This is a genomic window from Saliniradius amylolyticus (assembly GCF_003143555.1).
GTDB classification, from domain to species: domain Bacteria; phylum Pseudomonadota; class Gammaproteobacteria; order Enterobacterales; family Alteromonadaceae; genus Saliniradius; species Saliniradius amylolyticus.
Genome location: NZ_CP029347.1, coordinates 1,285,296 through 1,308,302, shown reverse-complemented (window position 1 = coordinate 1,308,302; position 23,007 = coordinate 1,285,296). Strand labels below are relative to the sequence as shown.

Sequence of the window (23,007 nt, the reverse complement as noted above, 5' to 3'; positions counted from 1 at the left end):
CCCATAATAACAAATTCCGCAGTGTGCATCTGCCTTGTTAACCTTCTCTCTGGTCCGACTTTGTCTCCGGTAACTCCGAAGGCAGGACCCGCCACTCAGGCTCAGCAAACTCGCCTATTGGTGTCACCTTACAGAACTCTGCCGCACGCTTGATGATCGCCATCACTTGGCTGGGCTTGTGCTGCTCCATGGCATCCCGTTGAGCCTTCGTTTCCCAGTGGGCAATGGCGATTAAACGTTGGGGATCACTCAGGTCCCGGTGAAGCTCGGTACCCTGGGCACCGGCGGCCTGCTGAATCAAACGACTCGCAGCCAGCCAGGCCTGGGCGTAATCTTCGGCCCGATGATCGGAATCCACCTTGATCTCGAACAGATATTTCATTAAGGCACCTTTTGCGTTAACCGTTGGTTCATATCCGCCATTACTTTGGCTTTAAAGCTGCCTTCTGGCCGCTTTTCAATGTTAGCCTTGTAGCGTTGAATAGGCAGGATCTCCAGATTGGCACTTAGGGTCTTAAACAGCCTCGGCAGGCGCTCCCCCGGAGTTTGTACATGGTGAAGACCGCCGCTGTAGACAAACAGCATTTTGCCCTTATCCAGTCGTTCCAGAATATCTGCCACTCCACCACGAACCGTCATGGGGTTACCGTGTTTGTCCAGGCCATTGGCTCGTTTCATTCGTCCTTCTGGCAAAATCGCGGTAATCGCCTGATCATCGACCTGCTGTAAGAAATGCTGCCAGGATTCATCTTTTTGGCGCGTGATGGGGATCACGCCAGGCAACAACCATTTCAATAAACGCCCCGTCATTGGACGCATTAAGGTGACGTCGGCGCCCGGTATAATCACTTTATGCGCCAGAGACCACACAAAATGCCAGGGGGCCATTCGAATTAACAGCGGTTCAAACAAGCTGGTATGGTTTAAGAACACCACCAGCCTGACTTCCCCGAGAGCTTCAGGTGGTTCTGTTCCCAGCCAGGTAGGCCTTCCTCGGTAACAAAGCTGGCTGAACAGTTTTAACGTCGCCATTAAGGCAAAACTTAACCAACGCCGCAACGAACTCCTCCGATAAACCATACCTAATTGCCCTTATCCATACCTTAATGCCGGTTCAGGAAAATAGCCACTCGCCGATAGATTTATCAGACAGAATTAATAAGCTGGAATAGAGAAAATGACGATCTTGCCCAACCCTCTGCGGGTATTATTGCTACCGATGCTGGCGATCATCCTGCCAATGAGCCTCACCGGCTGCATTCAGGGTCAGTCCATGGCTGCAACTCAAAAGAGCTTCGCTGCAGGTAGTGACGTGCCTACCCAAACATTACGGAGTGTCGACCGACAGTTGCGTCAGGCGCTGACTCCCAGTGGCTGGTACTACAAAGGCTCCGTGGCAGCTAATGACCAAGTCAACGCCTATATCAAAATCCCCAGTCAGTTAACTCTGGATATTGAGTATCAGGAAAACTACCTCAAACAATCGGTGTGCAAGATGATCAGCGAACCGGCAACCTGGCGTGAACTGGAAGACATATCGGTATGGGTGCACATTTATACTCAGGAGAAGAGCCAGTCGGTTTATGCCAGATGTGACAACCCCGTGGCTTAATCTATACGCCCCGTTCTGCCTCCGTGCCAGCCTTTAATGTTAGCTACATTTACCTCCCCGCTGTTTTTCGCTTAATGTTAAGCGTTGTTTATCCGCAGATAATTTAACCCATGACTTTCCTGCCTCGGCTCACCGAAAACAGAGAATTATACTTACTCAGGAAGCCAGAATACTTAGCGGCCACTTAACCTCAGTTCAGCCCGGATTCATGCTTGCGGCCTAGACTTCAGATAACACGCTTTGTTTGGAGTTCGTTATGAAATCCGTAATTTACCTGCTGGCCGCTGCGACGCTAACCACAAGCACCCTGACCTATGCCGGTCATACCGATTATGCCCGAGTTTATCGCGTGGAGCCGATTTATACCTCCGACCACAAACGCCATTGCTACTCCCCTCATCCACGACACCACTCAAAGAGTAATAAGCACAGGGGCAGTAAACACCATGGCAGAATTACCATCAATAGAGAGCGAGGCCCGTCAGTGCGTTACCATTCAGGCCACCGGCCCCATCACACCCCGCAAACAGGGAACTGTTACAAAACCCAGTACCGGGTCTGGTATTATTATCAAGGACTTCAGTTTCAGAGCGTGATGCCCTTTCACCCAGGCGGTCAACTCAGGATCCGCATCGATATTACGCCCCTTGTTCATGGATATTGAACCGGGTGCTAAACTGGCTTCATCTGGGAGAGACAGGAAACGCCATGATACGCCCATTTCTATTGATACTGAGCATCGCTATTGGTGTCTTATACGGGTCTGCTGAAGCCCAGCAGCAACGCCTCAGTGTTAATGTCAGCTCTTCTCAGGCGGCTCAGATTGCCGCCCACCGAGTACCCGGCAGAGTTTTGAAAGTCACCACCGGCCAGCGCTATTACCGCGTTAAGATTCTGAAGGAGTCCGGACGGGTCGTGGTTGTGGTGGTTAATAACAGTAGCGGTAAAGTAGTCCGCGTCGAAGGCGAATAGTTAAGGAGTTGTTATGCGTATTATGATTGCCGAGGACGATCCCCGACTGTTAACCCAGCTCGACCAATTGTTGCAACAACAAGGTTACAGTGTGGATCTGGCCGACGATGGTCAAAAGGCGCTCCACCTGCTGGACGAGTTTTCCTACGACCTGGCAGTCGTCGATATTGGCCTGCCCATCACCGATGGTCTGGATGTCATTCGTCGCGCCCGCAAAGCCGGTAACCGCGTGCCGGTTCTAATTCTCACTGCTCGCGACCGATGGCAGGAAAAGGTTGAGGGACTGGAAGCCGGAGCGGATGACTACCTGACTAAGCCCTTTCATAACGAAGAGCTACTGGCCCGGATTAAGGCCCAGATTCGTCGTGCCTCCGGTCAGCCCAATCCCACCATCGAACGCGGGCCAATCACGTTGGATACCCTTAATGAAGAGGTGGAAGTGGACGGCGAGTATGTGGAACTCACTGCCTATGAGTACAAGGTATTAGAATACTTGCTGATGCATCCCAATAAAATCGTCTCCAAAATTGAACTGACCGAGCACATCTATGATCAGGATTTTGACTTGGACAGCAATGTGATTGAGGTGTTTATCGGCCGTCTGCGCAAGAAACTCGACCCGAGCAACCACCTCAAACCCATTGAGACTCTGCGTGGTCGGGGCTACCGCTTCAATCGCCAGCTATGATCAAGCTGTCGCTCAAGCTGCGCACATTCCTGGCCGCACTGGTGGTGTTGGTGGTGTTTGTACCATTGACCGCCTTTACTCTGGAGCGGGCCTTTACCAATAGTCTGAGTCAGTCCATCCGCGACCAACTGGAACTGCAGACCCTGGCCCTGATCTCCGAATTTGAGATGCAGAACAACGAAGTGCGCATGCCACAGCGGCTGTTCGATAACCGCATGAATCTGCCTGGTTCCGGCACTTACGCGTTTATCTCCCTGAATAAGCTGGCGGCCTGGCAGTCGGCATCGGCGGTCAACTGGTCATCCCAACCCGACCTTCATCGCCCGCCCGTGGGGCAGGCCTTCTTCGGTCGCCAGTCATTACAGGGCAACACTTACTTCCAATACAGCTATACCGCCGAGTTTGCCGACGGCGGTCGGATATTCCCTGTCACTTTTCACACCTTACAGGAAGGTCGCTTATTCGATCAGGAGCTCAGCGCCTTTCGCCAGACTCTGTGGCGCTGGCTCGGCGCGGTAGCCGCTGCATTGATTCTGGTACTGGCATTAAGCTTACGCGCAGCTTTAAACCCCATCTCCCGACTGGATAAGTCCATTCAGGCTATGGAGCAAGGCCGGATTCAGCGGCTGGATGATGCATTTCCCCCTGAGCTGCATAAGCTGACTGACAGTCTGAATCACCTACTCGACTCCGAGCAGCAGCAGCGTCAGCGCTATCACAATAGTCTGGGCGACTTAGCCCACAGCCTTAAAACCCCCCTGGCAGTATTGAAGGGCTTGAATACCTTACCCGAACAGGCACAGGAGCCAGTGTCGCAGATCGAGCATATTATCAACCGCCAGCTAAAACGAGCGGTCGCCGGCGCCGGTAGCGGCCTGCAATCCACCCAGCCGATCAAGCCCGTTGCCGACGCTCTGCTGCGCGCCATGGACAAAATTTACCAAGCCCGCCAGCTCAATTTAAACAGTGATATAAGTGACTCGGCCTGTGTGCCCATGGATAAAACCGATCTTAACGAGGTACTGGGAAACCTGTTAGATAACGGCTGCAAAGCCGCCCGCAGTCAGGTTACCGTTTTTGCTCGTCGCGAAGCCAACCTGTGGCAACTTGGTGTGGAAGATGACGGGCCCGGTATTACCGAAGAACAACAACAGCAATTACTGGCACGGGGCCAGCGACTGGACACTTACCGGGACGGTCAAGGCTTAGGGCTTGCCTTGGTTGCCGACATCGCCCACGCCTATCATGGAGAGTTACACATTGAGCCTGGCAGTCTTGGCGGAGCCCGGGTGTTTATATCGGTGGCAGATGATACTAAGACTCCTGGCGCATCTTCTGAATCGTCGCGTCGGTAGACTGCTCGTCAGACAGCAACAAGGCAAACCAGCGCCCGCCCTGGGTACTTTCTAAGGCAATCTTAACGATCATGGTCAGCGGCACCGACAACAACATGCCTACAGTACCCAACAGCCAGCCCCAGAAGATTAACGATAAGAACACCACCAAAGTGCTCAGCCCCATACCGCGTCCCATTAGACGGGGCTCGACAATATTACCCATTACGGTATTGATCACCACAAACACCGCTGCCGTAGCGCCTGCCACACCAACACCATGCTGAACCAAGGCCAACAATACCGGTGGTATAGCGGCAATCATCGAGCCGATATTAGGCACGTAGTTCAATAAAAACGCCAGCGTGCCCCACAACATGTAATGGTTAACATCCAGCAGATACAATAAAAAACCTGCCAGGACACCGGTTGCCAGACTCACTAAGGTCTTAATGGCCAGATAGTCTTTTACCGAGCTGAGAAACTTATCGATCTGTTTGGTTTTCATATCCGGATCGTCCAGGGCTACATGGACTTTTTTGGGGATCGACTCAGCTTCAAACAGCATAAACACCACGGTCAGCAGAATCAGTAAAAAGTTTGTCATTACGGCACCGACACTGGTTAGCAAATTACTGGCCATATTCATGGCAATGCCGGGGTCCAGATACGATAACAGCTGCTCGCGGTCGACATGGATATTGAACTGGGCTAACTGCCCCACCAGCCACTGAAACTGCTCGGACAATTGCTGCTTGTAGTCAGGCATACTCTCTGAAAACTCATTCAGGGACTGACCAACCAGACCAGTTAGCATAAATCCAAAAATAACAATCAGGAGTATAACCAGTATCACCGATAACAAACGCGGCACGCGATACTGGGCGGCTTTCGTTACCAAGGGGTTACAGGCCACTGCAATAAATACCGATAGCAAGAAGGGCACCACAATGGTGCTGGCCGATTTGATACCAGCCAAGACCACCACGATGGCTGCGGTACAGAGTAGCACCTTAGTTGAAGCCGAAGGCTGAGAGTTCATAAATTGCGTCATTGGTCGGTGAATGTGGCAAAATTAGCAGAAAAACGGACTCTTTAAAATAAAATCAATCAGTTGCAACAGAGGATAAGAAACACAATGACACTCAACCCGGCCACCATTCGAATTAAAAACCTGCGTCTGCGAACCTTTATCGGTATCAAGGATGACGAAGTACAAAATAGGCAGGATGTCGTGATCAACGTCAAGATCCACTACCCGGCAGACAGAGCGGTGAATACGGACGAAATGGATAATGCACTGAACTACCGCACCATCACCAAACGCATCATTGCCCATGTGGAGAATAACCGTTTTTCCCTGCTGGAAAAGCTCACCGCCGATATTCTGGATATTGCCGCAGAACACCCCTGGGTTGAGTATGCCGAGGCAGAAGTCGATAAGCCTCACGCTCTTCGCTTTGCAGATTCGGTATCTCTTTGCTTATCTTGTAATAAGGAAAGCCAATAAGGCCAGCTTATGAACCTTTTTATCACCGGCGGTACCGGACTGGTAGGCTCAACATTAATCGGGGCCCTGACCGAAGATTACAAAGTCACCGTACTGACTCGTGACACCGATCACGCTCGTGAGGTATTAGGCGACAGGGTTCGGCTGGTCACTGACCTGGACGAGCTGAAACACCTCAATGAGTTCGATATTGTCCTGAACCTGGCCGGTGAGCCGATTGCCGATAAACGCTGGACGGCACGTCAGAAAGAAAAAATTTGTCAGAGTCGCTGGCACATTACCGACAAATTAAGCGAATTAATCCAGGCCAGTGAGCAACCGCCGGTACTGTTTATCAGCGGGTCGGCGGTGGGTTACTACGGACGTCAGGGTAATAAGCTGGTCACCGAAGACGAGACTCATTGCTACGATGAGTTCAGTCATAAGGTCTGTGCCAAATGGGAAAAGCTGGCGCTTAGGGCAGAATCGGAGCAAACTCGTGTTTGTCTGCTGCGCACCGGCATTGTGCTGAGTGACCATGGCGGCGCATTACAGAAGATGTTGCCGGCGTTTCGCTTTGGCCTTGGTGGCCCCATTAGCAAAGGCGACCAATATATGTCTTGGATCCACCTTCAGGATATGATCTCCGCCATTCGTTTTTTAATGGTTCAGGGTGACGCTAAAGGCCCTTACAACCTAACCGCGCCTGAACCAGTCACCAATGAACAGTTCAGCCGCACTCTGGCAGAAACCCTGAATCGACCGTGTTTGTTTCGGGTACCTGCGTTTATGTTGCGACTGATGTTTGGCGAAATGGCCGATCTGCTTCTGTACGGTCAACGTGTACTGCCGAGACGGTTAGAGCAGGCAGGCTTTCATTTTCGATTTCAACAGCTCCCTGGCGCCATGACCGATCTTTTGAGCTAGCAGCACTGCTGCTGTTGTCGTTAAGGCTAATCGTCCTTTTGAACCCATTTACCTTGTTCATCTTTAACATAGCTTTGCTTTACTGCTGACCAGGCGACCTTATGGGCCACTTCTTCCCGGCTGTCATCACCATCCCGGTCTTTCGGTGAAGCATACTCGTCCCAGGCATTATTAAAGGCTTCACGGTAGATAGTCTGCGCGTGTTTCGGCAACACATCTTTTACCGCAGCGGGTAAACTAGCATTAGAATCGTAAGGCAAGGCCATTCCTCTTTTATGTGAAACACTGAAAGCTTAGCACTAAATATCGGCTGTCGGCTGATAAACCAAGAAGAGCGCCCTGTGGCGCTCTTACTCAATGTCTATAGATGGTCTTCAGCCCTCAGCGTCGCTTCCTGTCTTTGAGAAACATCCTTCGATTTCCAGGCAGGCAGATATTCCGCGTATTTTTGCTTAATGTCAGGCATATTATTTGTTGCCCACTTTTCTGCCTCCGGAGTCACTTCCACAAACTCGGCATTCTTCATCATTTTTTGCACACGCTCATTATCATATGAGAACTTAGCCGAATCATCATTCCTCACTGGATGAAGCGAGAACCGTGCCTTCCAAAACCCCATCCGTGGCGTCACTATCGAATAATAAGTTTTTCCTTCTTTTAATTCGGCTTTTAAAAAATCCGCCGACTCACCAACGACCATAAACATCCGTTCTCCACCTTCAGTATCGTACTTAACTTGCGTCTCGTCAGAAACGATACCGATAAACTCAGGCTCACCATTAGTTACATCGAACACGGATGCCTGAATCGCTTGTGCAACAAATGCAGAACGCACAAACACAACCTGAGCACTTCCGGACTCGGCATTATCCAGCTTTTGCGACTGCGCACTTTGCATCATGGTTGATTTACAACCTGAAAGTACAATGACTGCAACAAGGAGTGTGAGGATTTTTTTCATCTTAGAATTCCCTTTAAAAACAAAAAGAAAGCTGACCATAACAATTTAGTTACATTGTTGCCTGCTTTCTGTGTCCCGAGATCAAGTCCTTACAACAACCATCAAGCCAGTCTTCTTAACAGCATGGCCGTATTAAAGGATAACAGCCGCCAGCAGGCTAATGCGCCTAACAGGCCCACCACAAGAGCTCCGGCCAGAGGGGCCAAAACCCAGAACTCCAGGTGAATGCTGGCCTGCATACTAAATATCTGAGTCTGCAATAGATAAAGCGCCAACTCATTGGCCAGGGCCGCAATAAACCCAGCAACCAGCCCGATGATGACAAACTCCAGTACCACACTCAGGCGAATCATAAGTCCTTTGGCACCCAAGGTGCGCAGTATAGCCAGTTCCTGCAGCCGTTCATCCATACTGGCCTGTACCTGAGCGATAAGCACCAGGGTCCCGGCACAGAGTACCAGTATCAGAATAAATTCCACCGCTGCCGAGACCTGATCGATAATGCTGCGCAACTGATTGATGCGCGCATCCACATCGAAAAGGCTAACGGTGGGAAACGGTGCCATCAACGCCGCCAGCTCCGACTTTCGCTCAGTGGGTAAATAGAAGCTGGTAATATAGGTAGGTGAGAAGTCCGCCATGGCTTCGGGCTCGATCACAAAGTAAAAATTTGGCTGCATGGTTTGCCAGTTCACCTTCCGTAAGCTGGTGACCTCTACTTCCACTTGCTCACTGCCAATATTGAACCTGAGCTTATCCCCAAGGCCAATATTCAGCCGCTCCGCCACCTGGGACTCTACCGACACTTCCAGCACCGGATTGTCGTTATTTCCATGAAACTGCCCGGCAACAACCTGATTGGCGTTTTGCAGGTTATCCGACCAGGTAAGGTTGGACTCCCGTCCCAACCCCTGACGACCTTCATCGCCCTCTTCCTTACTGACATCGGTGCGTACCGTTTCATCATTAACCGCAGCAAAACGACCACGCACCACCGGATAAAAAGTTTGGGTACTGACATTCGCTTCACCAAAATGCTGCTTCACTTCCGGTAGCTTCTGCTCCGTGATGTTAATCATAAAATAATTGGGGGTGCCTTGAGGCAACTGATCCCGCCACTGTTGCACCATGTCATTGCGCATCACCAACACCACCAGCAATAACATGATGGTGATGGAGAAACTCATCAATTGGACCGAATTATCCATGGCGCGGCGTTTAATGCGTGCCCAGGCCAGTTGCCAAGCACCGATAGAGCCACCACCCAACTTACGCCCAAGGGCGATGAGCCCGTAAGTCACCACCAGTAAAGCCAACACCAGCACAATGCCCGATACAAATAATATGGCACTGATTTTCAGGTTACCGCTGTAAGCCCACATCAAACTAAAAATAGCACCACCGGCAGCGGCAAACTGCAGGGTTCGCGAACTGAGTGTCGCTTCAATGTCTTTTCGAAGCACACGTAACGGCGGCACTGAAAACAACTTAAGTAATGGGTAAAGTGAAAATAGCAACGAACACACTAAGCCGGTGAACAGCGATATTGCCAACGGACGCCAGTACCAGCCGCCCAGCGCGATATCCGCACGTTCAGCGATAAGTTCAGCCACCCAGGACTGAACGCCGTAGCCTATAATGCCGCCGACAAAAATCCCCAGGAGAGTGATAAAGACTACCTGCAATAAATACACACGTTTTACCAGCCTGCCACTGGCACCCAGTGTCTTCATGATGGCCACAGGATCATAATGGCGCTGACTGAAACGCTGTGCCGCTACCGCAATGGACACTGACGCCAATACAATGGCGAGCAAACTGGCCAACAGAAAATATTGCTCGGCCCGGTTCACCGCTTCGCCCAATGGCGAATCGTCGTCCTGTATACTGCGCCAGTAGTGAATGTCGCGATTAAGTTGCGGCTCCAGCCACTGGTAGTAGGCTTCCAGAGCCTGTTCTTCACCGGCAAACAGATAATCATAGTCGGTGCGACTGCCCGGCCCGGTCAGATTGGTGGCGGGCATGTCCTGACGACGCATCAACACCAGAGGATCACCACCAAACACATTGAAGCCGCCGTCGGGGAGCTCTGACAGTACTTCCGTCACAGTAAAGCTGCGATCACCAATTTCCACCTCGTCCCCTTTGCTCAACTTCAGGTTCTGAAACAGCCTTGAGTCGAGCCACACTTCACCGGAGGCTGGTAAACGGGACACTTCTTTGGCCTGCCCAAAGGGTTTATCAGCAATCTTAATCGTACCTTTCAGCGGATATTGATCATCGACAGCCCTGAGATCGGAGAGCACCAACTGACCATTGGCGAACACCATAGAGCGCAACTGGATCTTCTCAGCAACCCGCAACTCACGGTCATGCGCTTGCTGTATCCATTCCCGCGGCGCGGGCTTGTCCGAGCCCAACAGGCGATCGGCTGCAAGAAACTGAGCGGTACGTTCGGTTAAGGCCTCTTGCAACCGTTCACTAAACATAGACAGAGACAGCACTGCCCCCACAGACAATACGATGGCCGCCAGAATGACCGACAGTTCTCCGCGTCGGGCCTCGTGTTTAAAGAGTCGCCAGGCCAGCGACATCGCCAGTGTCCAGTTAGCTGGCATAACGACGACGCTCCTCTGTCACTTCAGTCAGGCTACCAGCCTGCATTTGCAGCTGGCGGTCGCAGTGGGCAGCGAGTTCGCTGTCATGGGTCACCAGAATCAAGGTGGTGCCGGCCTGTCGATTCAAGTCGAACAACAACTTCTCTACCCGCTCGCCATTATCGGCGTCCAGGTTACCGGTAGGTTCATCGGCGAACAGGATTTTCGGGCGAGTAATAAACGCCCGGGCTATGGCGACTCGCTGCTGTTCACCGCCACTAAGTTGGTTGGGATAGTGATGGCCGCGGGCTTCAAGGCCGACTTGCTCTAGCGCTTCCAGCGCTTTTTGCCTGGCGTTTTTTACTCCGGCAATCTGTGCCGGCAACATGATATTCTCCAGTGCAGTTAAACTTTGCACCAACATAAAGCTCTGAAAAATAAAGCCGACTTTCTCGCCCCTGACCTGAGCCCGGGCTTCTTCGTCCATGGCATGCAATGGCTGGCCATCAAGATAAATCTCACCTTCACTAACTTGATCCAACCCCGCCAACAAGCCCAGCAGAGTGGATTTACCGGAACCGGACGCGCCAACAATGGCAACCGACTCGCCCTGCTTGACTCTGACGTCGATCGGTTGAAGGATCTGAAGCGTACCATTGGTGGTGGTCACCGATTTTGTGACTGCTTTTGTTTCTATCATCATAAAGAGGCCAATTGCATCGTGCTGAATAAAATTAAACTACTGCTAGTGCTTATACCCCTGCTAGTGATTTCAGATCAAGTGAATGCCAAGCAGGTTAAGCTACTGATCCTGGGAGATAGCCTAAGCGCTGCCTACGGCATGAAGCAAGAACAAGGCTGGGTTAATTTGTTACAAAATAAATGGCAGGACAAAAGCATCACGCTGATCAATGCCGCCATCTCCGGCGAGACCAGTCAGGGTGGACTCGCGCGTTTACCGCGACTATTAAATCAACACAATCCCAGCCACCTTCTGATCGAACTCGGAGGCAACGACGGTCTGCGAGGCTACCCGGTGAACAAGCTTAAACATAATTTAGGGGCTATGATCGAGCTGGCCCGCCAACAGAATGTCAAAGTATTACTGCAAGAGATCCAAATCCCGACCAATTTTGGCCGCCGCTACACAGACATGTTTACCAACAGTTTCAGCGAGGTCGCCGAAAATTACGATATGCCTTTAATTCCCTTCTTTTTGCAGGATATCGCCACCGATGACAGCCTGATGCAAAACGATCGCATCCACCCGAATGAACGCGCCCAGCCCAAGATCAGCGACTTCATGGCTCAACAATTGAGCCCTTACTTATTTTAACTGCTCAACTTTTGAGCTAAACTATAACGTACTATTTTTCGATTCGGAGTGATTATGGAAGTCGGTTCAACCAGCTTACAAAATGCCACCACTCAACAAGCAGCAGTTAATACGCAGCAAGAACGTCGCGATTTGCAAACACAGCAAAACCAACAGCAAAATGTGGAGCAACAGCAGCAAGCACAGCAAACCGCTTCTACTACCCCCGGTGAGCGAGTCGGTTCTATAGTGGACATACAAGCCTGATTAACGCTTACCCCAATTTGCATAAAAGCGGCAAGCCTCAAAACTTGCCGCTTTTCGTTTGGCCCATTATACCAATCCGTATAAAGGTTTATCACTCAGCAAGAGCTAAAAGGTGCTCTGACAAGGCAGGTTACCGAAGGTTTATTGGGGCTAAATCGAGGTAGCCTAACACAGTCAGAGTGCCTTTTAGCCTTGCCCATGAGGAGCGGCCAGAAGGCCTTACCTCTGTGTTGGCGCTTTTTGACATAGCACCACTATGCCTGCAAAGCACCGCCTTGATCTAAGACCTTCTGACCCGCTCTGAATGGTTAAACCTTATATACGGATTGGTATTAATCAAAAAGCCCCGCCAAATGGCGGGGCTTTCCATTACAGATTAGTGCTTTGTCCTAGGGACGCACATAGCCGTGCGGCTTATCTTGTTCCAGGTTTAGATAACGATCTCTAAGCTTGGTCTGGCGGGATTCGAGGTTGACCTCCTCGCCATTGATAACCACATGCTCAGGAGCCTCCATGACTTCCAGAGGATCGCCGGACCAGACCACCACATCGGCGACTTTGCCCGCTTCCAGGCTGCCATAGTCGGTGTCCACGCCAAAGATCCTGGCGGTGTTGATGGTCAGCGCCGCCAGGCCCTCCTCCCAGGGTAGGCCATAAGAAACCGCATTACCGGCATGCTGGGTCGCAAGGCGGATATTATGTGTTTCCACACCAATGGCAATGGTCACCCCTGCCTCACTCAGGCGGCTGGCGTTGGCCAGGGTCGCGCCCAACTGATCGAAAGCATAGGGCAGATTGGATTCGGGGTTAAGGATTACCGGAATGTCCGCATCGGCCAGCTCATCGGCAACGCGCCAGGCCTCAGAGCCCTCCAGCAATACCAAATCTAATTTTGAATAGCGGTCTTTAAGGGCAATTATCTGGCGAATATCTGAGGCACGATGGGCTTCGATCACCAGCGGCATCTGGCCCTGTACCACCGGGATTAGCGCATTGACGTCCTCCTTGGGGAACTGACCATACCAGCGATCATTCGGTCCCAACTTATCGCCGTTCAGACTATCGGCGGTGGCCAGCGCATCATCCAGCTTGGGCCACAGTGCCGCGCGGGAGCCGCCGTTGTCATCGGCGCCGTCGTTATCCACCGCCAGCACCATCAGCGCCTTAGACTTGATGACAGGGTTAGCATTATCACCCAGAGTGATCACCGCGCCCTGGCCATGGAATAGCCGGTTGGTATGTGACATGGCGCTCACCGCCGAGGTAAAGCCCTCGATACGGCTAATCGGGATCAGACTGGAGTCTGGGTTGATGGCATAGGACACATCCAAGGCTGCTCCCAGCGGCGAATAACTGTCCAGTGTGTGGGAGGCGTCCACAGTACCGGCCGAATACCCTACTTCCACGAGTCCCAATTGAGTAAAGGCACCGATAAGGCCTGGTGTGACGACCTTATCTCTGGCATCGATCACTCGGTAACCGGCCGGTACCTCACCACCAGAGGTGACCGACTCTATACGGCCGTCGCTGATCAATACGGTAGCATTTTGCACTGCCCCCAGGCCATTCATGGTGTGGGTATAACCGCCTACAATGGCAATATCCTCGGCCAGCGCCTGAGTGGAGCACAAGCCGGCAATTAAGGTCGCTAAAGCTAATTTTTTCATTTCACGTCTCCTTCTCCGGTTTGCCCTAACTCAAAGTCGCGCACCGGCCAACTGTCCGGATTCTGACGATCATAAGCCAGACCGCCGTCGATATAGACTCGCTCGGCTTGAGCATAGGTAGAGAACGGATCGGTGCTCCAGAGCACCAAATCGGCATTTTTGCCCGCTTCCAGTGAACCGGTCTGATCGAAAATACCCAATGACTTGGCCGGATTGGCCGACAGCCAGGTCCAGGCGACCGCCTTATCCAGTTCGATACCGGCGCGCTGACCGTCGGACAGTGCCTTGGACGCTTCCTGGTTTAGCCTTTGAATACCTAGGTCACTGTCTGAGTGAACAATGGCGCAGGCGCCCGCCTGCTCCACCATGGCGATATTCTCGCGAATGCCGTCGTAGGCTTCCATCTTAAAGCCCCACCAGTCGGCCCACATGGATGAGCAGACATTATTCTCGGCCAGAAGATCGGCGATCTTGTACGACTCCACCGCGTGGTGGAAAGAGGTGATCTGATAATCAAATTCTTGCATCAGATCCATCATGGTGCCCATATCATCGGCCCGATAGCAGTGCATATGCACCAGGATCTCTCCCTCTAGCACACCGGCGAGTGTTTCCAGCTTCAAGTCGCGTTTAGGCGGAGTGGGGTTCTTGCCAGCCCTATGATCTTCGCGGTATTGATCCCACTTACGCATGTAGTCCTGCGCATCAGCCCAGGCCTGACGGTATCCGGCGACGTTACCCATACGGGTTGAAGGCCCACCTTTGTCACCATACACCCGCTTGGGGTTTTCACCACAAGCCATCTTCATGCCATAGGGCGCGCCGGGAAATTTCATGTCCTGAATAATGCGGTTGGGGAGGTTTTTCACCGTTACCGCTCGGCCGCCCACTAAGTTGGCCGAGCCTGGCAGTATTTGCATGGCGGTCACACCACCGGCCAGTGCACGCGGAAAGCCCGGGTCCTGAGGCCATATAGAGTGTTCGGCCCAAACCTCGGCCGTAACCGGGTTCGTCATTTCGTTACCATCGGCGTGGGAGTGAGTATCCGGAGTAGCATACACACCTAAGTGACTGTGGTTATCGATGATCCCCGGCGTTACCCATTTGCCAGTACCATCAATCACCTCAGCCCCTTCAGGCGCGTCGATGGACTCACCCACTTGGATGATCTTACCATCTTTAAACAGCACCGCACCGCCGTCGATACGCCCACCCACGCCGTCTAAAAGGGTGACATTGGTGATCAGCACATGCTCGGCTGGTAAAGGTTGATAGGTGCTGGGGTATGGATCTTTGTCGATTTCCACCAACGGCTTCTGCTCTGTATCGGCCTTCTGACCACAGGCGGCCAGGAGGCCTGCCGTCACAGCCGCCAGTAGCAGTCGCTGGCCATTCTTATAGTGTAATTTCATGGTGTTCCCTGTCGTTTTTCTATGGTTGCTTGGGAAAGAGAGCGACAGGCCGTGCGAAGAGGCCTTGTCGCCATTACCAACAATAGAGCAAAACGACACGTCCGGATCAACTTAAAACCAAGGCGTCCGGGACCAATGACAGATTAGTGCGACTAATTAGCCTGGCACGCAAACTGAGATCAGGCTGCCAGATGGGGCAGAATATCCTCAGCGGTTTTTAAGACCCGTATGGTCTTGAACAGCGCTTCTGCTTCCGGATATTGCAGTTTCAGATATCCGAGCCATTGCTTGACCCTGTTGGGATAGTACTTGCCCTTATCGCCGTATATTTCATAGCCTGAGTAACTGGCCAGCAGTTCCTTGACCTCCGGCCAGCTCATAGGCGTTTGATGGCCGCGCACCACCTGCCCCAGGTTAGGCATAGCCAGTGCGCCCCGTCCGAGCATAATATCGCCGCAACCAGACTGAGCAATGCAGTTTAAGGCATCCTGACGCTGCCAGATCTCGCCGTTGGCGATAACAGGGACATCCACCACCTGACGAATCTTATCGATCCAGTCCCAGTACGCCGGCGGTTTATAGCCTTCCGTTTTGGTGCGGGCATGCACGGTAATAAGACCAGCCCCACCCTCGGCCAGGGCTCTTGCGTTATCCAGTGCTAGAGACTTATCCTCAAAGCCCAGACGCATCTTGGCAGAAACTACCTGATTTGAGGGCACCGCCTGCCTGACCGCCTGCATAATTTGATACAGCGTCTCGGTCTCTTTCAGCAGTACCGCCCCGCCTTTGGATTTGTTGACTGTCTTGGCCGGGCAACCAAAGTTCAAATCCACACCATGTGAGCCAAGCTCAATCGCCCGAACGGCGTTTTCCGCCAGCCACTCGGGGTATTGTCCAAGCAGTTGTACCCGAACCGGCGTGCCCGCATCGGTCAATCCCCCTTGCTTTAGCTCCGAGCACTGACGATAAAACACTCGTCTCGGCAAGCGCTGATCGACTACCCGCACAAACTCGGTCACACAGAGGTCATAACCACCGATCTTTGTCAGCATGTCCCGCATTAACGCATCCACCACGCCTTCCATCGGTGCCAGAGTGATGCTTTTCGGTTTTGTCATCAACGGATTCTCGGGTACAGTGATTGGGAGCGCGAAGTGTATCAAACCATCTCTAAGGGGGCAGTAATATCGTGAACGAGAGCATGAATTGGCTCGACCTGACCGCCATCGTTTGGTTTTTCAGTATCTGGATTGGCTATACCCTGTTTGCCAAACGAAAAGCACGCTCGGTGTCATGCCTTGCCAGTGAGTTACGCCAAAAGCGTACCCGCTGGATGAGCCAGATGCTACTCAGGGAAAACCGGGTGGCTGATGTATCGATCATCTCAACCCTGGAGCGCAACATCACCTTCTTCGCCTCGAGTTCCCTGCTGATACTGGCTGGTTTACTGACCGCCATGGCTTCTATCGACAAGTTGGAGCGCATGCTCGAGCAGTTAGCCTTACCCTCCCCGCAAAGCCCGGAACAGATCCAGCTTAAACTGCTGGTGTTGATCATTATTTTTGTGTTTGCGTTTTTCCAGTTTACCTGGTCGCTGCGCCAATATGGCTTTGCCGGTGTACTGGTGGGCGCCGCCCCTAATGGCAACGTACTCACCGAGCAGGAGGTGGAAGACTATGCGAATCGCACCGCTAAGGTGGTGGATCAGGCGGGCCACAGCTTTAACTATGGTCTCAGAGCCATTTACTTTTCACTGGCGACCCTGTCCTGGTTTATCAGCACCGAGCTGTTTATGGCCTCCTCGGTAGTGACCATGCTGGTGATGCACCAACGAGAATTCCACTCCAAGGCTTTAAGGGCTCTGAAAGACAGTCACTAAGGTTCTCTATGGAAAGGGGTGCCGGTAAAAGCAATGGTTTCCAGTGTTTCCTTCCAGTTACGGAAAATAGCAGGCTGCTCTTCTAGTTGCTTGTGCAGGTGTTTCGTTCCTACAGGCAGGAATGACTGCTGACTGCGTTTTTCCTTCTCCACCTCGAAACATCCCGCAGTTAAAGGGTTTAGTGACATATTTTCGTCTAGCTGCTTTGGTAAGCGTCGATGATCTCTTATAGTATTAAAAAACAGTCGGTCAATCGCGTTTAAACTCTCCAACTCGTCATCAAAGCTACTCAAGTCCAACTTATACTTATCCAGAGTCTGATTAAAAGTCTCGTAAATGACACAGGGAAGCTGCTTGCGACTTAAATAATACTCTTGAATGGCATGGATATCTTCGGTGATTCCTACAGTGTCAAACTGCTCTAAGACTTGATGCGCAGCGACACTGCCATCAAAACCTGGCTGCTCAACCGCTTCAGGCCCGCTTGGGTTCAACTGCTTCACCATCAAGTTTTGATTGTCAGGCTCCGCGATAAATGCTTTGAAACCTTCAACACTGGGCTGCTCTTGCGCGCGCATACATTGATAGGTGTAGGAAGACTTCACACGTTTGACAGGATCTCTCACTATGGTGACAAGCTCAACAGGTTGAGGAAACTGCTTGTGCATTCCAAAACTCACATGTCCGGACAACCAGCTACATTTAGCATTTGGATGCTGCCGTAATTGAGCCAGAAGGCTGTCCATATCCGATTGACCACCGAGCCTCACTTGAGCTCCCGCCGAGAGGTACTGTAATGGGCGCCCCTTAGCCAGTAGATTCTGCAAATGACCCGACAACTGGAAAATATTGGTTAAAGAGATGCCACCGGTTTTGGGCACATGATAGAAAAATATGGGCTTATCCAGCGGAGTCACACCTTGAAAGCTTCTTAGGAAGTGAAGATGTTTATTCGCCTGCTGCGCTAATTGATGAATAGTGTTTGTCATAAATACCTACGAATATTCCAGCTCTAGAGCACCTTTGTTAACGATATTCTTTACCGCGCTTGGCCAGTCGGAAAACTGCGCAGGGTTCGACTCCAGTTGTTCGACAAGATAGCGCGTTCCCATCAGACCACCTGTTTGTTGAGAGCTTTTTTCTTTCTCCAGTTCGTAGCAGATTGCCGTTACACCATGTAAAGGCTCCATCTCAAAGAGAGATAGATCGGGTAACTTCCGGTTTCGGCGCAACAGTTGGTACAAGTCCATATCCCGCCGGTTGTTTTCGATAATCAACTGATCATAATGACTTAAATCCAACTTATATTGGGGGAGGGTTTGGTTGAATCTTTCATAAGTCACACAAGGTAGTCCTAAGCGACTTAGGTAAAATTCTTGAAAGAGCTTAAGATCTGAGATGTCGCCAATATAGTCAAAAGATGAGGCAATGCGCTCAGCCCAATCATTTATACCCACGTCCTCTACAAGCTCATCTTTAGGCACGCAGAGCTGCTTAAACATGACATCTTGATTATCGGGGCTTCCGATAAAACACTCAAAATCGTCCATAGAAGGCTTCTTCTGGCTGCGCATACACTTATATTGATAGGCCGACTTCACCCTATGGATAGGATTTCGGATAATGGTCATCAGCTCGGTGTCATTGGGTAAGAACTCATGGGTACCAAAGGGGACATGCCCCGCGATCATTTCACATTTGGCAGCGGGATTTTGTTCCAGCTTTTTAGCGAAATCTGCAAGCTGTTCGGGACTATCCACACGACCACTAACTCCCCCTTGCCCCCCAAAGCTTGGCTGTACTCGGCAGAGCCTTTGGTAAATCTGCTTAGCGAGCATAATGGTATTGAAAAAGGATAATCCGCCTGTTTTAGGGATATGATAAAAGAAAACCGTTTTATCGAGTCGATTCTTTGTCCTAAATGACCTTAAAAAATTAAGATCAGGATTTAACGAGCTCAATTTATTATCAATAGAAGTCATGCTTTTATTTTCCTTATTACCCCGTTAGTACCTTGGCTGGAGCCACCCTGGCCGCCTTAATCGCCGGATACAGGGTGGCGATAGTACTTAATGCCAGCGCGATGAACATCGTTATGCCCACATCATCCCACTTAAGCTGGCTTGGCAGAAAATCGATAAAATAGATATCGCCAGAAAGCAGTCGAACTTGAATCAGATTTTCCAGCCAGAGCACCAAGTCTGAGATATTCAATGCCAACAACACGCCGACAGCGCTACCAACCAAGGTGCCAATGAGCCCATTGAGCAGGCCTTGCAGCATAAATACCTTAATGATCATGCCATGGCTCGCGCCCATGGTTTTTAGCATGGCGATCTCACCGCGCTTTTCATTTACGGCCATCACCAAGGTGGAGACAATATTAAAACAAGCCACCGCGATTAACAGGGTTAATGCCAGATAGACCACCATACGGACTAACTGAATATCCTGATACAGGTGCCCATGAGTTCGGGTCCAGTCGGAGATATAAACGTGCTGAGGAAAGTCGAAGCCAATACGACGCATTAGCCTTGGAGCCTGATAGGGATCAGCAAAGCCAAATTCCAGGCCTTGAGCGCCACTGTCGATGCCCGCTGTTTCGGCGGCCAAAGACAAATGTACCAAGCCCATGTGATTATCCAGTTCACCGCCAATATGCAAACTACCGGCGACCGTCAACCACACCGACTTAGGGGCACTGAATTTGTCCTCCCCCAGGCGCGGGAGTAACACCTGAACTTTATCCCCCGGGTTAAGTTTAAGCTCATCCATCACACCTTCACCCAGCAACACCCTATCGGGATGGCCTTTAAATCGTTGCCACTGGCTTTCATCGAGCAACTGTCGATAGCGGTGACTGCCGCCAAGCGATGGGTCTAACCCGGTCAGCTCCACCGCCTTCATTTCGCGGCCCTTTTGCAACATAGCGGTCATCCGGGTGATGGGCACCACATAATCCAGTTCCCTGATGGCCTGTAATCGCTCGACCTGCTCGGGCCAGTACTCAATGCCCGAGGGGGCCACAGCCATAAGATCGCCGTGGGGCAAAACGGCCAGCAGGCGGTCTTTCAACTCCCGCTCGAAGCCATTCATCACCGACAGCATCAGGATCATCACAGCGCAGCCCAGGCCGATGCCCAGAGTGGAAGACGCCGAGATAAAGGAGGTAAAGCCGCTTTGACGTTTGCTGCGGCGAAAGCGCCAGGCCAATTGCCACAACAGCTTCATGGAATATCCACCAACTCACCATTGTGCAGAGTATACTGGCGGTCCAGTCGATCGGCCAGATGCTGGTCATGCGTCACCACGACAAAGCTGGTTTGCAGCGAATCGGTCAATTCCTTAAGCAGTCTGTAGATCTGTTCGGCGGTCTTGTTGTCAAGGTTGCCGGTTGGCTCATCGGCTAACACCAGCTTGGGGTGATGCACCAGCGCCCGGGCGATAGCCACCCGCTGACGCTCACCACCAGAGAGCTCCGACGGCTTGTGGGCGGCACGATGCTCCAGGCCTACTTTACAAAGCATCTTTCGGGCCTGATGCTCCGCATCACGGGTGGACTGTCCGCCGATCAGCAAGGGCATGGCGACATTTTCCAGCGCCGTAAACTCTGGCAACAGATGATGAAACTGATACACGAAGCCCAGCTGCCTGTTACGAAACTGTTCCTGCTGGCGCTGGTTGAGCTTAAAGATATTCTTACCTTCAAACAACACCCTACCCTTGTTGGGAGTATCCAGCGCCCCCAGCAAATGCAACAGGGTACTCTTGCCAGAACCGGAACTACCGACAATGGCCAGTTGTTCGCCGGTACGCACCTTAAAGTCCACCTCGCTGAGCACCTGGACCGATTCAGGCCCCTCATCATAACTTTTGGACAAATGCTGACATTCCAGCAATACCGACATGGAAATTCTCCTTGCTATTCGTATCTGAGAGCCTGAGCGGGCATCACTTTAAGGGCTTTAAAGGCTGGGTAAAGAGTTGCCAAAAAGCTTAACAATAAACACCCCATCACCATGACTAAGATATTGGCGGGCTGCATTTGTACCGGAATGGGACCGGCACCGGGAAACAGGTTCACGCCCATCAGCCCCATAATTGTGGTCAGCTGACTGGCAATCAACACCCCGCCTATCAGCCCGAATAGTACCCCCTTGGCGCCATTATATAAGCCGGTAAACAGGAAGATGCGCATCACCTGCCCAGGCGCCATACCCATGGTGCGCAATATGGCGATATCACCGCTCTTCTCGGTCACGACCATGACCATGGCTGAGACAATATTAAAAGCGGCCACGGCAATGATCAGCCCCAGCATCAGACCCATCATATTTTTTTCCATCTTGACCGCATCGAATAAAGGCCCCTGACGCTCTCGCCAACTCTGATACTTCACCTCTCGCTTGTCGAGCACTTCAGCCACCGGCTGCCAATCAAACGCATCGTCTAAAAACAGACGCCAGTGAGCACGCCGTTCCACTTGAGTACGCAATAGCCTGGCGATATCCTGGATATGGCTCAGCACCACCTTGTCATCCATCTGCGAGCCTAAATCGAATATCCCGACCACAGTAAACTGACGCTGACTGGGAAAACGTCCCAAAGGAGTAAACACGCTCGCTTCGGCAGACATCAGGCGCACCCTGTCGCCGACTTTTATCGATAGAGCCGAGGCCAGTGCCCTTCCGATCAAAATCTCATAACGCCCCCCCTCCAGCGGCATTTCCCCGGCAATAAGATGCTGACCTACCGCCGAGGCGGAGCCTATCGTCTCGGGAGACACGCCTTGTAACTGAACGCCCTTTAAGGCGCTGGCGGACTGAATCAGCGCCTCCGTTTCGATATACGGAGCGTAAGCCTGAATCCCCGACAAGCCGGTGATTTCAGGTGACAGGGGTTTATCAACGGGCTGTTCGAGGACAAAGTGGGGCATCAGTCCCAGAATGCGGTCTTTTAGCTGACCTTCAAAGCCATTCATCACCGAGGAGATGGTGATCAGAGCCGCCAAGCCCAGAGCGATACCGGCTACCGAGAACACATTAATGAAAGCCACAAAGGGGTTGCCCTTGCGAGTTCTTGCATAACGAAAGCCAATATAGGTGGACAGCGACTGAAACATGGGAAGATCGCTCATGAGTAACGGCGTGTGGCACCTGCCTTTTGCTGCCTAAAAATGCAGCGCCATAAGGCAAGAAATCACTGATTCTCTTAATGATTGGCGATAATAGGTGTAAGCTATCTCACAATCAAGCACTGGGTGATTGCCCTTCTGTACGCGGAGTCATCGATGGACGAACTGTCACTGGAGCAGAAACAACAGCAATTTGATGAGTTTTTTCGCATCAAACATAGCCTCAAGGCCAATATGAAGCCCCTTGAGGATGACTTTGTGCTGCCTCATGTGGACAATCTGCGCGAGCACATGCCCTATGCATTTCGTATAGCCACCGAAGTCTCCACACTCGAAGCCTCAGCCCTGAGGCCCTTGCGCAAGCTGGGCGAACAGGCCCAAGAGCTGGCCAGCTTCTTAAATCATCAGTCCCGAAAGATCGACTTGATGATGTCCTACATTCTGCACTCGCAGATGGAAGAACAGTACCAGTATGAATCCTATTCTTTTGGGGGCGGTGGTGTGGTGTTAATTTCCGACCAGCCAGCAGAAATAGGCCAGCGCTGCGAATTGCGCCTGTTTATTGACGAAGAGGCTTCGGCCGTATTTTGCTATGGCGAGATCATTGCTTGCGACAAGGTGGAAGATGACTACCATCTGTCACTGATCTTTACCCGAATCCGTGATGAAGATCAGGAAGTGTTGGTCAGAGCCAGTCTGCATCTGCAAACCCAACAACTCAGAGCCCGTAAAAAACAACAGGACAACGACTGA

26 protein-coding genes are annotated in these 23,007 nt (G+C 51.7%); 11 read left to right on the top strand and 15 right to left on the bottom strand.

Annotated elements, in window-relative coordinates; genetic code table 11:
* Positions 1-37: 37 nt before the first annotated feature.
* Complete coding sequence (locus HMF8227_RS06115) at positions 38-382, bottom strand: antibiotic biosynthesis monooxygenase family protein (protein ID WP_109339331.1); 345 nt, start codon at positions 380-382, stop codon at positions 38-40.
* Positions 382-1,059, bottom strand: coding sequence for a 1-acyl-sn-glycerol-3-phosphate acyltransferase (locus HMF8227_RS06110; protein WP_162558516.1), 678 nt, complete (start codon positions 1,057-1,059; stop codon positions 382-384). The genes HMF8227_RS06115 and HMF8227_RS06110 overlap by 1 nt, the downstream gene beginning before the upstream one ends.
* 118 nt (positions 1,060-1,177) lie before the next feature.
* Between HMF8227_RS06110 and HMF8227_RS06105 the strand changes: the two genes are divergently transcribed.
* From HMF8227_RS06105 to HMF8227_RS06085, 5 genes are all read left to right on the top strand, one after another.
* Positions 1,178-1,612, top strand: coding sequence for a hypothetical protein (locus tag HMF8227_RS06105; protein ID WP_109339329.1), 435 nt, complete (start codon positions 1,178-1,180; stop codon positions 1,610-1,612).
* Positions 1,613-1,868: 256 nt separating this feature from the next.
* Entirely contained in the window at positions 1,869-2,276 is a 408-nt protein-coding gene (locus HMF8227_RS06100) for a hypothetical protein (RefSeq protein WP_162558515.1), read from the top strand.
* 44 nt (positions 2,277-2,320) lie between these two features.
* Positions 2,321-2,584 (top strand): PepSY domain-containing protein, encoded by a 264-nt coding sequence (locus HMF8227_RS06095; RefSeq protein WP_109339327.1) that lies wholly within the window; start codon positions 2,321-2,323, stop codon positions 2,582-2,584.
* 13 nt (positions 2,585-2,597) lie between these two features.
* Positions 2,598-3,272, top strand: a complete 675-nt coding sequence (locus HMF8227_RS06090) for a response regulator transcription factor (RefSeq protein ID WP_109339326.1) — start codon at positions 2,598-2,600, stop codon at positions 3,270-3,272.
* On the top strand, positions 3,269-4,627 hold the full coding sequence (locus tag HMF8227_RS06085; protein WP_109339325.1) for an ATP-binding protein: 1,359 nt from the start codon (positions 3,269-3,271) through the stop codon (positions 4,625-4,627). Before HMF8227_RS06090 ends, HMF8227_RS06085 begins: the two co-directional genes overlap by 4 nt.
* Here HMF8227_RS06085 and HMF8227_RS06080 read toward each other — a convergent pair.
* Positions 4,587-5,648 (bottom strand): AI-2E family transporter, encoded by a 1,062-nt coding sequence (locus HMF8227_RS06080; RefSeq protein ID WP_109341030.1) that lies wholly within the window; start codon positions 5,646-5,648, stop codon positions 4,587-4,589. The two genes, HMF8227_RS06085 and HMF8227_RS06080, sit on opposite strands and share 41 nt — an antisense overlap.
* A 96-nt stretch (positions 5,649-5,744) precedes the next feature.
* Here HMF8227_RS06080 and folX point away from each other — a divergent pair, with 96 nt between their 5' ends.
* Positions 5,745-6,116 carry a dihydroneopterin triphosphate 2'-epimerase gene (gene folX, locus HMF8227_RS06075; RefSeq protein ID WP_109339324.1) on the top strand — a complete coding sequence of 124 codons (372 nt, stop codon included), beginning with the start codon at positions 5,745-5,747 and terminating at the stop codon, positions 6,114-6,116.
* 9 nt (positions 6,117-6,125) lie between these two features.
* Positions 6,126-7,022 carry a TIGR01777 family oxidoreductase gene (locus HMF8227_RS06070; protein ID WP_109339323.1) on the top strand — a complete coding sequence of 299 codons (897 nt, stop codon included), beginning with the start codon at positions 6,126-6,128 and terminating at the stop codon, positions 7,020-7,022.
* Between the two features lie 26 nt (positions 7,023-7,048).
* Here HMF8227_RS06070 and HMF8227_RS06065 read toward each other — a convergent pair whose 3' ends face one another.
* The 4 genes from HMF8227_RS06065 to HMF8227_RS06050 form a co-directional block, all read right to left on the bottom strand.
* Positions 7,049-7,288 carry a ChaB family protein gene (locus HMF8227_RS06065; protein WP_420820521.1) on the bottom strand — a complete coding sequence of 80 codons (240 nt, stop codon included), beginning with the start codon at positions 7,286-7,288 and terminating at the stop codon, positions 7,049-7,051.
* A 95-nt stretch (positions 7,289-7,383) separates the two neighbouring features.
* A complete protein-coding gene (locus tag HMF8227_RS06060) occupies positions 7,384-7,983 on the bottom strand; it encodes a membrane lipoprotein lipid attachment site-containing protein (RefSeq protein ID WP_162558514.1) in 600 nt (199 codons plus the stop codon).
* A 101-nt stretch (positions 7,984-8,084) separates the two neighbouring features.
* Positions 8,085-10,601 carry an ABC transporter permease gene (locus HMF8227_RS06055; RefSeq protein WP_109339321.1) on the bottom strand — a complete coding sequence of 839 codons (2,517 nt, stop codon included), beginning with the start codon at positions 10,599-10,601 and terminating at the stop codon, positions 8,085-8,087.
* The gene (locus HMF8227_RS06050; RefSeq protein ID WP_109341028.1) at positions 10,591-11,280 is read right to left on the bottom strand and encodes an ABC transporter ATP-binding protein; all 690 of its coding nucleotides are present in this window, start codon (positions 11,278-11,280) and stop codon (positions 10,591-10,593) included. The genes HMF8227_RS06055 and HMF8227_RS06050 overlap by 11 nt, the downstream gene beginning before the upstream one ends.
* 24 nt (positions 11,281-11,304) lie before the next feature.
* Between HMF8227_RS06050 and HMF8227_RS06045 the strand changes: the two genes are divergently transcribed.
* Both HMF8227_RS06045 and HMF8227_RS06040 read left to right on the top strand, forming a co-directional pair.
* Positions 11,305-11,916, top strand: coding sequence for an arylesterase (locus HMF8227_RS06045; protein WP_420820554.1), 612 nt, complete (start codon positions 11,305-11,307; stop codon positions 11,914-11,916).
* A gap of 54 nt (positions 11,917-11,970) precedes the next feature.
* The gene (locus HMF8227_RS06040; RefSeq protein ID WP_109339320.1) at positions 11,971-12,162 is read left to right on the top strand and encodes a hypothetical protein; all 192 of its coding nucleotides are present in this window, start codon (positions 11,971-11,973) and stop codon (positions 12,160-12,162) included.
* Between the two features lie 389 nt (positions 12,163-12,551).
* Here the strand turns inward: HMF8227_RS06040 and HMF8227_RS06035 are convergent, their stop codons facing one another.
* The 3 genes from HMF8227_RS06035 to HMF8227_RS06025 form a co-directional block, all read right to left on the bottom strand.
* Entirely contained in the window at positions 12,552-13,829 is a 1,278-nt protein-coding gene (locus HMF8227_RS06035; RefSeq protein WP_109339319.1) for an amidohydrolase family protein, read from the bottom strand.
* Entirely contained in the window at positions 13,826-15,241 is a 1,416-nt protein-coding gene (locus HMF8227_RS06030) for an amidohydrolase (protein WP_109339318.1), read from the bottom strand. The genes HMF8227_RS06035 and HMF8227_RS06030 overlap by 4 nt, the downstream gene beginning before the upstream one ends.
* A 179-nt stretch (positions 15,242-15,420) precedes the next feature.
* A complete protein-coding gene (locus HMF8227_RS06025; RefSeq protein ID WP_109339317.1) occupies positions 15,421-16,359 on the bottom strand; it encodes a tRNA-dihydrouridine synthase in 939 nt (312 codons plus the stop codon).
* Positions 16,360-16,442: 83 nt separating this feature from the next.
* Between HMF8227_RS06025 and HMF8227_RS06020 the strand changes: the two genes are divergently transcribed.
* Positions 16,443-17,120, top strand: coding sequence for a DUF599 domain-containing protein (locus HMF8227_RS06020; protein ID WP_109339316.1), 678 nt, complete (start codon positions 16,443-16,445; stop codon positions 17,118-17,120).
* On the opposite strand, the gene HMF8227_RS06015 is transcribed toward HMF8227_RS06020, so the two are convergent.
* The 5 genes from HMF8227_RS06015 to HMF8227_RS05995 are packed head-to-tail and all read right to left on the bottom strand — an operon-like array spanning position 17,117 to position 22,257.
* Positions 17,117-18,109, bottom strand: coding sequence for a sulfotransferase family 2 domain-containing protein (locus HMF8227_RS06015; RefSeq protein ID WP_109339315.1), 993 nt, complete (start codon positions 18,107-18,109; stop codon positions 17,117-17,119). The two genes, HMF8227_RS06020 and HMF8227_RS06015, sit on opposite strands and share 4 nt — an antisense overlap.
* A 6-nt stretch (positions 18,110-18,115) precedes the next feature.
* Positions 18,116-19,102 carry a sulfotransferase family 2 domain-containing protein gene (locus HMF8227_RS06010; protein ID WP_109339314.1) on the bottom strand — a complete coding sequence of 329 codons (987 nt, stop codon included), beginning with the start codon at positions 19,100-19,102 and terminating at the stop codon, positions 18,116-18,118.
* Between the two features lie 16 nt (positions 19,103-19,118).
* Positions 19,119-20,351, bottom strand: coding sequence for a lipoprotein-releasing ABC transporter permease subunit (locus HMF8227_RS06005; protein WP_109339313.1), 1,233 nt, complete (start codon positions 20,349-20,351; stop codon positions 19,119-19,121).
* Positions 20,348-21,028: a lipoprotein-releasing ABC transporter ATP-binding protein LolD gene (lolD, locus tag HMF8227_RS06000; protein WP_109339312.1), complete on the bottom strand. Its 681-nt coding sequence runs from the start codon at positions 21,026-21,028 to the stop codon at positions 20,348-20,350. Before lolD ends, HMF8227_RS06005 begins: the two co-directional genes overlap by 4 nt.
* Before the next feature lie 14 nt (positions 21,029-21,042).
* On the bottom strand, positions 21,043-22,257 hold the full coding sequence (locus tag HMF8227_RS05995) for a lipoprotein-releasing ABC transporter permease subunit (protein WP_239421221.1): 1,215 nt from the start codon (positions 22,255-22,257) through the stop codon (positions 21,043-21,045).
* A 153-nt stretch (positions 22,258-22,410) separates the two neighbouring features.
* Between HMF8227_RS05995 and HMF8227_RS05990 the strand changes: the two genes are divergently transcribed.
* The gene (locus HMF8227_RS05990) at positions 22,411-23,007 is read left to right on the top strand and encodes a PilZ domain-containing protein (protein WP_109339311.1); all 597 of its coding nucleotides are present in this window, start codon (positions 22,411-22,413) and stop codon (positions 23,005-23,007) included.

Bases quoted from the DNA above. Each gene is read 5' to 3' on its own strand.
- HMF8227_RS06020 (WP_109339316.1), top strand. From the start codon at position 16,443: ATGAATTGGCTCGACCTGACCGCCATCGTTTGGTTTTTCAGTATCTGG.
- HMF8227_RS06095 (WP_109339327.1), top strand. From the start codon at position 2,321: ATGATACGCCCATTTCTATTGATACTGAGCATCGCTATTGGTGTCTTA.
- HMF8227_RS06060 (WP_162558514.1), bottom strand. From the start codon at position 7,983: ATGAAAAAAATCCTCACACTCCTTGTTGCAGTCATTGTACTTTCAGGT.
- HMF8227_RS06080 (WP_109341030.1), bottom strand. From the start codon at position 5,648: ATGAACTCTCAGCCTTCGGCTTCAACTAAGGTGCTACTCTGTACCGCA.
- HMF8227_RS06025 (WP_109339317.1), bottom strand. From the start codon at position 16,359: ATGACAAAACCGAAAAGCATCACTCTGGCACCGATGGAAGGCGTGGTG.
- HMF8227_RS06100 (WP_162558515.1), top strand. From the start codon at position 1,869: ATGAAATCCGTAATTTACCTGCTGGCCGCTGCGACGCTAACCACAAGC.
- HMF8227_RS05995 (WP_239421221.1), bottom strand. From the start codon at position 22,257: ATGAGCGATCTTCCCATGTTTCAGTCGCTGTCCACCTATATTGGCTTT.
- HMF8227_RS06055 (WP_109339321.1), bottom strand. From the start codon at position 10,601: ATGCCAGCTAACTGGACACTGGCGATGTCGCTGGCCTGGCGACTCTTT.
- HMF8227_RS06040 (WP_109339320.1), top strand. From the start codon at position 11,971: ATGGAAGTCGGTTCAACCAGCTTACAAAATGCCACCACTCAACAAGCA.
- HMF8227_RS06105 (WP_109339329.1), top strand. From the start codon at position 1,178: ATGACGATCTTGCCCAACCCTCTGCGGGTATTATTGCTACCGATGCTG.
- HMF8227_RS05990 (WP_109339311.1), top strand. From the start codon at position 22,411: ATGGACGAACTGTCACTGGAGCAGAAACAACAGCAATTTGATGAGTTT.
- HMF8227_RS06005 (WP_109339313.1), bottom strand. From the start codon at position 20,351: ATGAAGCTGTTGTGGCAATTGGCCTGGCGCTTTCGCCGCAGCAAACGT.
- HMF8227_RS06115 (WP_109339331.1), bottom strand. From the start codon at position 382: ATGAAATATCTGTTCGAGATCAAGGTGGATTCCGATCATCGGGCCGAA.
- HMF8227_RS06065 (WP_420820521.1), bottom strand. From the start codon at position 7,288: ATGGCCTTGCCTTACGATTCTAATGCTAGTTTACCCGCTGCGGTAAAA.
- HMF8227_RS06090 (WP_109339326.1), top strand. From the start codon at position 2,598: ATGCGTATTATGATTGCCGAGGACGATCCCCGACTGTTAACCCAGCTC.
- HMF8227_RS06085 (WP_109339325.1), top strand. From the start codon at position 3,269: ATGATCAAGCTGTCGCTCAAGCTGCGCACATTCCTGGCCGCACTGGTG.
- HMF8227_RS06070 (WP_109339323.1), top strand. From the start codon at position 6,126: ATGAACCTTTTTATCACCGGCGGTACCGGACTGGTAGGCTCAACATTA.
- HMF8227_RS06015 (WP_109339315.1), bottom strand. From the start codon at position 18,109: ATGACAAACACTATTCATCAATTAGCGCAGCAGGCGAATAAACATCTT.
- HMF8227_RS06030 (WP_109339318.1), bottom strand. From the start codon at position 15,241: ATGAAATTACACTATAAGAATGGCCAGCGACTGCTACTGGCGGCTGTG.
- HMF8227_RS06035 (WP_109339319.1), bottom strand. From the start codon at position 13,829: ATGAAAAAATTAGCTTTAGCGACCTTAATTGCCGGCTTGTGCTCCACT.
- lolD (WP_109339312.1), bottom strand. From the start codon at position 21,028: ATGTCGGTATTGCTGGAATGTCAGCATTTGTCCAAAAGTTATGATGAG.
- HMF8227_RS06050 (WP_109341028.1), bottom strand. From the start codon at position 11,280: ATGATAGAAACAAAAGCAGTCACAAAATCGGTGACCACCACCAATGGT.
- folX (WP_109339324.1), top strand. From the start codon at position 5,745: ATGACACTCAACCCGGCCACCATTCGAATTAAAAACCTGCGTCTGCGA.
- HMF8227_RS06010 (WP_109339314.1), bottom strand. From the start codon at position 19,102: ATGACTTCTATTGATAATAAATTGAGCTCGTTAAATCCTGATCTTAAT.